9 protein-coding genes are annotated in these 12,117 nt (G+C 37.2%); 5 read left to right on the plus strand and 4 right to left on the minus strand.

Features of this window, described 5'->3' with window-relative positions:
- Positions 1 to 6: 6 nt before the first annotated feature.
- A complete protein-coding gene (locus tag DSM02_RS18145) occupies positions 7 to 699 on the plus strand; it encodes a TVP38/TMEM64 family protein (RefSeq protein WP_128766909.1) in 693 nt (230 codons plus the stop codon).
- On the opposite strand, the gene DSM02_RS18150 is transcribed toward DSM02_RS18145, so the two are convergent.
- Positions 700 to 1,062, minus strand: a complete 363-nt coding sequence (locus tag DSM02_RS18150; protein ID WP_128766910.1) for a hypothetical protein — start codon at positions 1,060 to 1,062, stop codon at positions 700 to 702.
- A gap of 151 nt (positions 1,063 to 1,213) precedes the next feature.
- Here DSM02_RS18150 and DSM02_RS18155 point away from each other — a divergent pair, with 151 nt between their 5' ends.
- The 3 genes from DSM02_RS18155 to DSM02_RS18165 all read left to right on the plus strand — a co-directional run bounded on the left by DSM02_RS18155 (position 1,214) and on the right by DSM02_RS18165 (position 4,103).
- Positions 1,214 to 1,987, plus strand: coding sequence for a lysophospholipid acyltransferase family protein (locus tag DSM02_RS18155; RefSeq protein ID WP_128766911.1), 774 nt, complete (start codon positions 1,214 to 1,216; stop codon positions 1,985 to 1,987).
- On the plus strand, positions 1,984 to 2,661 hold the full coding sequence (locus DSM02_RS18160; protein ID WP_128766912.1) for an HD domain-containing protein: 678 nt from the start codon (positions 1,984 to 1,986) through the stop codon (positions 2,659 to 2,661). Before DSM02_RS18155 ends, DSM02_RS18160 begins: the two co-directional genes overlap by 4 nt.
- Positions 2,662 to 2,759: 98 nt before the next feature.
- On the plus strand, positions 2,760 to 4,103 hold the full coding sequence (locus DSM02_RS18165; RefSeq protein ID WP_128766913.1) for an aryl-sulfate sulfotransferase: 1,344 nt from the start codon (positions 2,760 to 2,762) through the stop codon (positions 4,101 to 4,103).
- 69 nt (positions 4,104 to 4,172) lie between these two features.
- On the opposite strand, the gene DSM02_RS18170 is transcribed toward DSM02_RS18165, so the two are convergent.
- Positions 4,173 to 6,416: an inorganic phosphate transporter gene (locus tag DSM02_RS18170; RefSeq protein ID WP_128766914.1), complete on the minus strand. Its 2,244-nt coding sequence runs from the start codon at positions 6,414 to 6,416 to the stop codon at positions 4,173 to 4,175.
- A 275-nt stretch (positions 6,417 to 6,691) separates the two neighbouring features.
- On the opposite strand from DSM02_RS18170, the gene DSM02_RS18175 reads away from it, so the two are divergent.
- Positions 6,692 to 7,051, plus strand: coding sequence for a toxin-antitoxin system YwqK family antitoxin (locus DSM02_RS18175; protein ID WP_128766915.1), 360 nt, complete (start codon positions 6,692 to 6,694; stop codon positions 7,049 to 7,051).
- A gap of 170 nt (positions 7,052 to 7,221) precedes the next feature.
- On the opposite strand, the gene DSM02_RS18180 is transcribed toward DSM02_RS18175, so the two are convergent.
- Both DSM02_RS18180 and DSM02_RS18185 read right to left on the minus strand, forming a co-directional pair.
- Entirely contained in the window at positions 7,222 to 8,685 is a 1,464-nt protein-coding gene (locus DSM02_RS18180) for a SusD/RagB family nutrient-binding outer membrane lipoprotein (protein ID WP_128766916.1), read from the minus strand.
- 12 nt (positions 8,686 to 8,697) lie between these two features.
- Positions 8,698 to 11,820: a SusC/RagA family TonB-linked outer membrane protein gene (locus DSM02_RS18185; protein ID WP_128766917.1), complete on the minus strand. Its 3,123-nt coding sequence runs from the start codon at positions 11,818 to 11,820 to the stop codon at positions 8,698 to 8,700.
- Positions 11,821 to 12,117 lie beyond the last annotated feature (297 nt).

Genomic DNA, 12,117 nt, shown 5'->3' on the forward strand with positions numbered 1-12,117 from the left:
CTTTTTATGCAAAAAAACCTGGTAAAACATCTTCCTAAAATAGTTTCAATAGTAATTCTGGTAGCTGTTGTACTGGGTTATTTCTTAATTCCTGAGATGAAAGACTTTATGAACGAAGCCTGGTCTGTTCTCAGTAGTGGTGATGAGCAAAAGATTGAGAATTGGGTATCTTCATTTGGTTGGGCTGGTCCGGTGGTTTTGATCTTGGCAATGATCGCACAGATGTTTCTAATTGTGATTCCTTCGGTAGCACTTATGGTGGTTTGTATTTTGGCCTATGGTCCTGTTTGGGGTAGTTTATTAGTACTGGTTGCCGTAAGCAGCGCATCAAGCGTTGGTTATATTCTGGGAAAAAAACTGGGCTCGGGCTTAATAAATAACCTTATAGGCTCTAGCACCGAAACGAAACTGGAAGATTTTATAGAGGATTATGGGTTTTGGGCTATTGCCATCACGAGGCTCAACCCATTTTTATCTAATGATGCTATCAGTTTTGTAGGCGGAATTTTAAAAATGAATTATTTTAAATTTCTCGCCGCAACTTTGGCGGGTATTGCGCCACTAACGCTCTTTATAGCTATTATGGGTCAAAGTACTTCAGGGATGAAAAGCGGTTTGTTATGGGGTTCTGTGATAAGCCTGGTTATTTTTTGCCTCTATGTGTACTGGAGTAAAAAACGGAAAAAGAAAAAATCTTGATTACCAGAATTTAAAGAAGAGTATAAGCGCTAATATCAAAAGATTGTAGAATATAAATTCAGAACGTTCAAAACCGGTAAAAAACCCTCTAAATCTTCCGGTATATTCATCTGTACCTGTAGAAGTATTTATATAAAATGCTTCGAAAGGCCAGAAACCATCTGGATTTTGCACGAATTCCCCAACTTGTTGCAACGAGGGATTTAAACCTGTTTCTAAATCTGTAAATAAGTATATTTCAAAAGACTCGTTTTCTGCTATCGCTTGTATTTTTGGTGTAAAACCATAATAATTTACACTAAATGCTAAGGTGTTTAATCCTAACAACAGTATAAATAGCCTGATTTTAAGTCCTTTTCTCATGGTTTGTCATTCAGCACAAATGTAGCGTCGTAAACCCTGTGGAATAAGGGGATTTTCCCCCAAATAAATAGATAGCAGCAGAAATTAACATATAGATTAAATTTGCAAGCTCAAGGCATTGTCTTTTCTTTGTGGAGTAAGTTTTGTACTAATGAGAAAGTTTTTTGCTTATCCGCTAAGCGTTATTTTTTACCTGGCTTTTGGTTTAACCATAGTTGTGTTTCATCCGGTGCAATGGGTGTGTTACAATTGGTTTGGCTATCAGGCACATAAAAAGAGTGTAGATTATTTAAATTTTACCATTATGCGGTGTCTAAATCTTTTGGGCACACGCTTTACATTTAATAATCCCTACACGATAGAGAGGGATCAGCCCATTATTATTGTGGCAAACCACCAGGGGCAGTGGGATATCCCTTCTATAATCTGGCATATGCGCAGGTTGCATCCTAAGTTTATTAGTAAAATAGAATTAGGAAAAGGTATTCCCAGCATCTCTTATAATCTGAGAAAAGGCGGTTCTGCTTTAATAGACCGAAAAGACAAAAGACAGTCCATAATGGCGATTCGGGATTTGATTAAAACCTTAAATAAGACAAATCGCTCGGTAGTGATTTTCCCGGAAGGAACACGAAGTAAAGACGGAGTTCCTAAAGATTTTGCAACCGGAGGATTGATCACGTTATTTAAGTTTATGCCAGATGCAATTATCGTCCCTGTGACTATCCACAATTCCTGGAAATTAATGCGTTGGGGTGGTTTCCCGCAGGATATAGGTGTGCATGTAAGTCACACGGTTCACGAGCCTATTAAAGTTGCGGGTAAAAACCCTGAGGAACTGGTTAAGCAGGTTCAGGATAGTGTACTCGCAGATTTTCCGGAGGTGCGCACACATAAATTAAGATCTAATTCTTTGAAAACATGACAGCATCTTTAAAACTTCATTCAGAAGATATTAGGATTATAGAGAAAACAAGTGATTTTGTAAAAAATACCTTATCTGATGCAGAAGGGGGTCACGACTGGTTTCATACGCTTAGAGTCTACAAAAATGCACTCCATATTGCTAAAGGTGAAGATGCAGATGTAGTTAGTGTTGCTCTGGGAGCGCTTTTGCATGATATAGCAGATTCTAAATTTAATAAGGGTGATGAGACCGTAGGACCCAGAATGGCTCGCGAGTTTTTAAAAGAGCAAAATGTATCTTTTGCTCGAATAGAGGCTGTGGTTAAGATTGTAGAAAATGTGTCTTATCGTGGTGGAAATAAAAAGTCTGATTATAATTCAATTGAATTGCAAATTGTACAGGATGCTGATCGTCTTGATGCGATTGGAGCAATAGGTATTGCTCGTACATTCAATTACGGGGGCTTTAAGAACCGTAAACTTTACGACCCCAATATTGAACCTAAACTGGATATGACTGTAGAAGAATATAAAAAATCTGATGCGCCCACCATCAACCACTTCTACGAGAAATTACTGTTGCTAAAGGATAAGATGCACACTAAAACTGCTCTAGAGGTCGCTGAGAAGCGACATCTTTATATGCAAGAATTTTTAGATCAGTTTTATGCAGAATGGGAAGGTAGCCGGTAAAGTTACCAGGCCTTACTTTTTAATATGCTGATTAGCTTGAGTTTTACCCCCTGAAAAAAAGTTATTTACTATATTCATCAAGGTATTAAACAAGCGCCATGAAATTAAATCTATTATGTATTCTTCTCTTCTTTTCAGTACTGATAAGTTGTTCTGACGAAACCCTAACGGGTATCGAAGAAAGTGAGCAGGAAGAGAATCCTGATGTCGAAGAAGAAAACCCCGGAACGTCTGAAGAAACCTACGAACTTGCAGGTGAAATCGAACTTTATAATCAAGAACTTATTGAAGACAGCTATGTTTTAGTGAATGATGCGGGTTTTAACCGGGTCTATTTAATGAATAAAAATAATGCTGAAATACTTCACGAGTGGGAGCTTGAGAGTGGTATAGGTAACGATGCAGAGCTCTTAGCTAATGGGCAGTTGCTGGTCAGCCTCATTGATGAAAATAAGCAGATAGGCTTTGGTGGATATGCCGGAAAAATACAATTGATTAATCCCGATAATGCTATCTCATGGGATTATACTATCTCTTCAGATACTGAAATCTCGCACCACGATGTGGAGTTATTGCCTAACGGAAATATTCTGGTTTTGGTTTGGGAAGGTAAAACTATAGAAGATGCTACTCAAAACTATGGCTATGCTTACGATCTGGATGAACGTATTTTTGCTGAAAAATTAGTGGAGATCAATCCAGAGACCAATGAGATTGTCTGGCAATGGAGTGCTTGGGATCACCTCGTGCAGGATAATGATGATTCATTACCTAACTATGGACTTGTCTCTGAAAATCCTAACCGAATCAATCTCAATTACCGCGATGCCCTACAAGAAGCTCATAACGGCGATATTATGCATGCTAATGGATTAGAATATGATGCTGAAAATGATCTTATTTTGATGAGCGTAAATTTTTATAGTGAAGTTTGGGTTTTAGATCACAGTACTACCACAGGAGAAGCAACAACCAGTGAAGGCGGTTCTCATGGTTTGGGAGGAGATTTGATTTATAGATTTGGCAACCCTGAAGTTTATGAGAATACTCAGGGTACGCGCAGTTTTTACCACAACCACGGTATAAATAGTATTCCAGATACAAACAGAGCATTGATCTATGTAAATGGTGGTTTGAGTAACAATAATGATCAATCAGTAGTATATGAACTGCAGTTACCGGAAAATTATAATTTATTAGCGGAAACCGATAACGAACTGGAGCAGTTATGGAGCTTTACCGATATCAATTTGTTTGCACCAAAAGTATCAGGAGCTTTTAGGTTGCCTAATGGAAACACATTAATTACAGAAGGTGATTACGGTTTTTGGGAAGTAACAAATGACAAACAAGTCGCCTGGAAGTTTAAAGGGAAGGGGTTTTTCTGGAGGGCTTACCCGTATCAGAAAGATGCTGATGCTTTAAACAATTTTGAACTTTAAATAAACCTTCTGGAAGGTATAAAAAGCAAAGGGCTGAATTTTAATTCAGCCCTTTGCTTTTTTTTGAGATTACATATGCTTTTTATGCTCTATATAATAATGTTCTAAAAGATTCATCGTTGCTTTTATAAGGTCTTCAGTTTCTTGAAGAATGCTAAAGTAAAGCATCGTGTTTTTAGGACTAGAGTCTGCAGTGCGCGTACGCTCTACTTGTTTTTCTATTTTCTGAGATACACTGTCAAGCAGGTTTTGCTTTTCTTCTAGAATAGATAATAAATCGTCAAAATTCTTAGCCTTAAACGTGTCTTCAATTCTAGAGAAAAGTTTGTCTAACTTTTCTTCAATCTCTTTAAGATCCTTAAGTTGCGTAAACTTTAAGCCCTTGTGATTATTGTTGAGGTGGTTGTAGCTCGATATGGTTACAAAATCTATAGATTGTGTAACGTCTTGTAAATAGCCGAGTACATCAATGTAAAAACGGCTAGCTTGTACGTGAGTCTCATCTAGATTTTTAATGAAGTAATACAAACTGTTACGCAGTTCTTCTACTTCGGCATTAAGTTTTGCAATACCTTTTTTACTTTTCTTCAGTTTACCTAGATCTACTTTAGCCAGGCCTTCTATAGTACCTACATAAACTTTACTTCCGCGTTTAAAAGCAGAAGCGATATTGGTTGTGCTCTCATTAATAATTCCTTGTATAGAATTACTTACAGCACGCATTAAACGACCTTCTTCAGCTTCCGCTTCAGAACGTTTTTTGTGATTCATATAATTGCGTACTAAAATGGCAATCGCAGCAGCAAATAATAAAAAGAGTGCTATGCTTCCACCTTTATAAAGTATAAAGGCCATAACTGCAGCGGCTGTAAAGGCACTAATGGCAGTCATAAACCAACCGCCTATTACATTAAGAACCCCAGCAACCCTATATACCGCACTTTCGCTACCCCAAGCTCTATCTGCAAGAGATGTACCCATCGCTACCATAAAGGTGACATAGGTGGTAGATAATGGTAATTTTAAAGAGGTTGCAGCTGATATAAGTACACTCGCGATCATAAGATTTACCGCGGCACGAACAAGATCAAACGCCGGCATATCTATAGCGGCAACACGAGTTGTAATTTTTGGTTTAGTGAATTTATGTTCAATATAGTTTTTGGCTCCTTGTGGCAGTACTGCGGTAAACCCTTTGTTTAGGTTCATAGCACCTCTTACTAAAGCTCTTGACAAAGCATTGGCTTTAAAACGCTCTTGCCCTTCATCTTGTCGAGAAAGATCTACAGATGTCTTAACAACACGACGCGCTTTTTTTGAGAAGAATAAGGTTAATATCATTACAATTCCGGCAGATAGTAATAATAGCGGTTGTGTGGGTACTTTTTCTGCCAGGGATTCCATTGTAAAACTGCTGGCTGCTTCGCCACTGGCTTGCCAAATCTCATACGAGTTGTAAGCGGCCATCGGTACACCGATGAAGTTTACCAGATCATTACCAGCAAAAGCCATTGCCAGTGCAAAGGTTCCGAGCACAATGATCATCACATAAACATTCAATTTAAACGCTTTGATCAACAGGTAAGAAATAAGAAACCAAACTACAAAGCTGATGGCTATAAAAGCCAATACGTTTGCATTAGCCCAATCTAAAAATGCACCTTGAACAAAATCCGCGCTTTTCAATCCTTTAATGATTATAAAATAAGTGATTGCAGCAGTTGAAATACCACTAAAAATAGCAGAATTCCAGGTAGGACGTTTGTCGAAATTGAACGTCAATAAAAGTCTGGTAAAAAATTGAACGAGTGCCCCAACTGTAAAGGCGATGACAACCGAGAGCAGAATACCGGTGATAATTTCAATCGCTTTATCTGAATTGATGTATTCTCCTAGATGCATGAAGGTATCAGAATTACCAGATAATTTGATGAAAGTCATACAAAAAGCTGCACCCAGAAGTTCAAATACGATTGAAACCGTTGTTGAGGTGGGCAATCCTAGTGTATTGAAAAAATCAAGGAGCAAAATATCGGTAAGCATAACGGCCATGAAAATGATCATGATCTCGTCAAAATAAAACTTTTCAGGTACAAATATACCTTTACGGGCTACCTCCATCATTCCGCTAGAAGAAAGGGCTCCAAAAGCAATCCCTACACTGGCAACAATCATAATGGTTTTAAAACTTACAGCTTTAGAACCTATAGCAGAGTTTAAAAAGTTTACGGCATCGTTACTTACTCCAACAACTAAATCTGCAATGGCTAAAATAGCCAGAGCGATAAGCATAATCAGGTATATATTATCCATAAAAAGATAGGTCTTTTAAAGCTGCAAATTTGATGTTTATTTTAATGCTGAATGTTATGCGAAGGTTATAAGTGTGCCCAAAATCTCCATATAAAGGCCTCATGGTGCTTTTTACCTCTTCATTTGTTAAGTGAAATCAATCTTAGCAAATGTTTTAATGAGTTAAAAAACAGCTATTTATGTGTTTAATGTAAATTTAATGTTACCAAAATGTAACATTATGATTAAGATTTTTATATATTTGTAAAGTTAAGTTTAACCCAAATACTATTATTATGAAAAAGTTACTAGTTGCCGCAGCCCTGATAGGAGTTGTTAGCTTTGCTACAGCTCAGGAAAAAAAGAACGTTTATGTTAAAGAGGGCAATCTTATTAAAGCAACTTTGTTTCACGATAATGGGCAAATTAGTCAAAAGGGTTACTACACAGAAGATGGAAAACTTCAGGGTGAGTGGATTAGTTATGATAAAGATGGAGTGAAAACTGCAGCTGCTAATTATGAAAATGGAGAAAAGACCGGTAAATGGTTTTTCTGGAATGATGACACTTTAAGAGAAGTAGATTACAACAATTCTCAAATCACAAGCGTAAATACTTGGAAAATTGAGGGTGAGCGTGTGGTGAGCAATGAGTAAACGTCCCTTTAAGGAACAAAGAATTTAAAAATTATAAAACCCGCTGAGCAATCAGCGGGTTTTTTTGTGGTAATTAATCAAAACTTTTATGTGCTCTAACTCATTTGTAAAAAGAAAGGGAATGCCGTTTTAAAGAACATTCCCTTGACCAAAACAAAACTACTTTTTGACTATTTTTTAGTTATTGGGTGCGGAGCATCCCACCATAAATTTGTGTTTAGGTTGTCAGCACCTTGAGCACTAACAGCTGCTTCGTAATTAGCTGTATTAGACTGAGACCAGTCAAGATCGTATCCTTGACGCACAGGGACGTCATCACCATTAAGAGGTTCTACAGGAGGGGTAAGTTCTGGGTATCCTAATCTTCTGTATTCTGCCCAGGCTTCATAGCCTTGTAAGAATAGCGCTTTCCATTTTTCTTCAGCGATTTGTCGCATTGCTGTTGTAGGATTAGTGCTTAATGCAACTGTTGCAGCATATTCTGCACCACCTGTTGCTCCCCATTGATTGAAAGAAGCAATAATTGCTTGCTCATAATAATCACTTGCACTCCCACTAATCCAGCCTAATTGAACGGCTTCTGCATAAGAAAATAAAACCTGAGCATAATTATAAATTACACCAGGTGCACTCTGATTGTAGATAATATCACTTGTAATAAACGAAACATCGCTTGCAGCATAACTAGAAGTCGTTAATCCGTAAGGCATGCCTATATATTGAGGATTTCCTGCAGTTACAGAAGATCTGCTGTATGCTGCATAAGCTTCAATACGATTATCGTTATCTGCAAGTAACCGATCTACTAATGGTTTGCTAACTGCATAATCTTCACGGGTTTCAAAACGGTCTTCCCAAGGATTGTCATACGATTGATCAGCAATAAATGGATAGAGAAGATTTTCTTCTACAGAAGTGATCGAGCCACTCATCGCTTCCTTAAATTGAGTAGCAGCAACACCGTTTGCTTCTGGATAAACATTAGATAATCGCAGAGCCATTGTAAGCTTTAAGGTGTTCGCAAATTGTCTCCAACGAGCCATATCTCCATCAAAAATCAGATCCCCTGTAGGACCTGCTTCACTCTCATTTATTAAAGTCAAAGCATCATCAATCTCATCAAAAAGAGATAAATAGATTTCCTCTTGAGAATCAAAAACAGGGGTTGTATTTTCTAAACCTTGTAAAGCTTCAGAATACGGTAACATTCCCCACCTGTCTGTGGCAAACTGAAAAAAATATGCTTTCAATAGTTTTGCAACTGCAATCTGATTGTCATTAAAACCATAAGCAGATTGACTTAAAGCTGTTTCTTCACTAGAATTTACTTCAATGATCTTTTCAAGATTAATCAAGGGATTATAATACAGATAATCTATGTCAAAGTTTCGCGTACCATATCTAGAAGCTTCTGTGTAGGTAATTGCAGAAACATATTGTACATAAAAATTTCCTATGTCTGAAGTAACTGCATTTCCCAGTTGAGATTCTGCGTAAGTTAGAAGTCCGCTGCTAATTACTTGAGTTGTTGCATCAGGATCAACATTCGTGTCTCCAAAATCAACCGTTTCACAAGAAGTGATTTCGAGCAATATTAGTGCTAAAAACGTTATTTTGAGTATGTTATTTTTCATAATTCTAATTTTTTAGAAACTTAATTTAAGATCTACACCTAGAGTTCGTTGACTAGGACTTTGGCCGGCCTCTACCCATCTTGCATTTCCACTTGAGAAGTAATCTTCAATTTCAGAAGGATCGATGCCATTTACCTTAGAGTAGATTAACCATAGGTTGTTAGCATAAACACTTAATTTCATACTATCAAATGGAAGTTTCTCCATTAAGGGTTTAGGAAATGTGTAACCTAAAGAGACTTGTCTCAACTTGATATAAGAAGCATCGTAAACCCATTCTTCAGCAACCCCATAAAGATTGTTAAAGTACGTACGGGGTTTTACATAATAAGAAACTTCTTGACCTGTGGTCATGTCAGCACCATCTACGCGAATACCACCAGAAGAAGGTTGTACATTGTTTACATTAGCAGAAGTAACTTCGTTTCCTGCATTATCAATTACTAAATCTCGTATGGGGTTACCCAGATCATTTGTTCCCACGGTTTGAGCACCGTTACCAGAACTAGCGTTAAACATTTTGGTTACAGAATAAAAATTACCTCCCTTTTGAAAGTCCATTGAGAAGTTTAAATTGAAGTTTTTATAAGTAAGCATATTGTTAAGTCCGCCTGTAAAGTCGGGCTGGATGTTAGCAACTTTCTCTATGGTATTGGTGTATTGTGGTGTACCAGATTCATCAAGAAGAATGTTGCCATTATCATCTCTTTGCCATTTTGTACCGTAAATATTTCCCCAATCATCTCCTTCGTCAGCGCGTAAAGAGGCATTCCACACACCTGCAAGTGTAGTTTGATCGGTCAGGTCATTTATTTTGATAACTTTTTTGCGGTATCTGGCAATGTTAAAAGTTACATCCCATCTAAAATCATCGTTAGAAAATGGGGTCGCAGCGAGACCCAGTTCCCAACCGTTTGTTTCATTAATAGACTCATTCCCGGTAGTTGCAGTGTATCCTGTAGCTCCGTTAATAGTTAATGAAGATGGAAGTTCACTATCTGTTCTGTTGAAATATGTGAAGTCTAAGCCAAGTTTATTCCCGAAAAACTTAAGCTCTGTACCCAATTCTTTTTCCTCTCTAATCCCTCCTTTTAGCTGAAGGTTAGCAAGTGTATTTGGAGTAGAGATACTCAACTTATCTTGATAAGAGTTTTGAATTGAATACGTATTGTTCAAGGTATAGTTGTCAGGAAATGAAGGTGCTTGAGCGATACCGGCTCGTAGTTTACCAAAGCTTAAGATATCATTGTTCTCAATAAATTTTGAGAAAATCAAACTTGCAGAAAGTCCATAAACATCTACGCTGTTGTCATCTAAATCAGCTGTAGAGCTCCACTCTTTTCTGTATGACCCATCTAAATAGATAAAATTGTCATAACCTACAGATGCTGTTGCAAACATAGAGTAGTTCTTAAAACGTACATGATCTCTGTCGTAGTTGATGTTACCTACTGAAGTTCTGATGCTGTAATAGTCTGGTATTTGAAGACCTCCTGTTGTAGCAGCATTTATGTATGAATAATTTCTTTGATTCCATTGTGCTCCAACATTAGCAACTACATCAAATGCTCCAAATTTATTATCGTAATTTAATTGAGTATATAGCTCATTAAATTCGTTAGTGATAGTTTGTTCAGAATAACCCGGTTGAGTAAGACCATACCAGGCTGTTTTGCTACTATACTCAAAGCTATTAAAGGTACGTCTGATATCTACTAACCCGCTTAAATGATCATTATATTCATACTCTAATCCAATACTTCCATAAACAGCATTTTTAAGTTGTTCATTAGTGTTTTCAGTGGCTTCAAAATAAGGAGAATTCCAGTAAAGTGGGGAGGGGTCTGATGCAGATTTCATATTCCAGGAATAGATCTGACCATTTTGTCTGTAATTTTTCAAACGATTCATGTCTAGTTGACGCTGCCACCACTGGTTGAAGTTAGAACCTAAGCCACCGTAACCTTGGCCCGGGAAATTTTCAGTCAATCGATACTGATAGTTGAAATTACCATTGAACTTCAATTTTTCAGAAACAGTATAAGAACCTTTAAAAGATACAGTAGTCTGCTCTCTGTTAGTATTAGGAACAATAAGAGATGTCTTGATGTTATTGATAGTGGTTTTGATATTATAATCGTCTCCACCTTTTAATAAAGAAAACGTTAAGTTGTTTGTCGTTGCAGTTTCGTAAAAGTCTCTGATGTTATCTGGGTTAGCAGACCATGGTCTTAATTCTCCAAAAGTATCTGAATTGGGAATAAAGCTATCCCAATGTCTTACCAGTGTTCCGTCTAATCGAGGCCCCCAGGATTCATCTGCAGAAAAATTAGGGTGCAGCTGACCTTCGTAGGTTAGAAAGTTTTGATCATATCCACCTCCATATTCGTTTTGATATTCCGGAAGCAAATATAAAGTAGACATAGAGAGAGCTTCGTCAATCGTTATACGCGCTTCACCATTTTTAGCTGTTTTAGTGGTAATGATTACTGCGCCATTTCGTGCTTCTGTACCATACAATGCAGTACCTGCAACACCTTTTAATACAGAAATATCTGCTACGTCTTCCATATTTATATCTGAAGAAGAGTAGATCTTAACACCATCTACCACATATAGAACCCCGGTTTCACCTCTTAAGCGTATTAATGCATTGTCAAAACTAGAACTGGGAGATCCTATGAGTTGTACACCAGCTATTTTACCCGCTAATGCACTGTTAATGTCTGTGTCTTTTGCTTGTACAACAGATTCACCTTTAACAGATTGTTGCGCAAAACCAAGACTTTTCTTTTCCCGCTTAATGCCCAGCGCAGTAACGACAACCTCGTCTAGACTTTCGCCAGATTTTAAGCTTATGTTATAATTGGTTTCTTGAGTTACGGCTACTTCCTGATCTACAAAACCCATAAAGCTTACAACCAGAACGTCTCCGGTAGCAGCATCAATGCTAAAGTTTCCGTCAAAGTCTGTTGAGGTACCGGTGCTGGTTCCTTTAATTACAACAGAAGCGCCTGGTAATGGTAAGCCAGTGTCGTCTACTACTGTACCGGTAAGTGTTTGCGTTTGAGCAAGGGCTAACTGTACAACTAATGCAAAGAATAGCATTAGAAATCCTTTTGTTTTGATTTTCATGTTAGTGATTTAGTTAATGTGAATTTTCGATAGAAAAACGTTTTACCATTTTTCTACGTTAACGAGTCTAGAGTTAACGTTTCTCGAAAGTACCCTTAGTAGATCACCTCCATTATGTAAATATTATCCTTTTGTTATACAATCCTTGCTTGTTGTTGTATTTATTTTAACATATTTTAGTACGATATCGTTATCATTATGTTTAATTATATAAGAATATAGTATTAAAAATTGAAAAATCCATCAATTATTGATGGATTTTTCAATTAGACCTATTTATAAGATAATTGTTAACGC

The organism is Leeuwenhoekiella polynyae (assembly GCF_004104075.1).
GTDB classification, from domain to species: domain Bacteria; phylum Bacteroidota; class Bacteroidia; order Flavobacteriales; family Flavobacteriaceae; genus Leeuwenhoekiella; species Leeuwenhoekiella polynyae.

Coding starts and splice junctions, on each gene's coding strand:
- DSM02_RS18170 (WP_128766914.1), bottom strand. CDS start 6,416: ATGGATAATATATACCTGATTATGCTTATCGCTCTGGCTATTTTAGCC.
- DSM02_RS18180 (WP_128766916.1), bottom strand. CDS start 8,685: ATGAAAAATAACATACTCAAAATAACGTTTTTAGCACTAATATTGCTC.
- DSM02_RS18175 (WP_128766915.1), top strand. CDS start 6,692: ATGAAAAAGTTACTAGTTGCCGCAGCCCTGATAGGAGTTGTTAGCTTT.
- DSM02_RS18165 (WP_128766913.1), top strand. CDS start 2,760: ATGAAATTAAATCTATTATGTATTCTTCTCTTCTTTTCAGTACTGATA.
- DSM02_RS18160 (WP_128766912.1), top strand. CDS start 1,984: ATGACAGCATCTTTAAAACTTCATTCAGAAGATATTAGGATTATAGAG.
- DSM02_RS18155 (WP_128766911.1), top strand. CDS start 1,214: ATGAGAAAGTTTTTTGCTTATCCGCTAAGCGTTATTTTTTACCTGGCT.
- DSM02_RS18150 (WP_128766910.1), bottom strand. CDS start 1,062: ATGAGAAAAGGACTTAAAATCAGGCTATTTATACTGTTGTTAGGATTA.
- DSM02_RS18185 (WP_128766917.1), bottom strand. CDS start 11,820: ATGAAAATCAAAACAAAAGGATTTCTAATGCTATTCTTTGCATTAGTT.
- DSM02_RS18145 (WP_128766909.1), top strand. CDS start 7: ATGCAAAAAAACCTGGTAAAACATCTTCCTAAAATAGTTTCAATAGTA.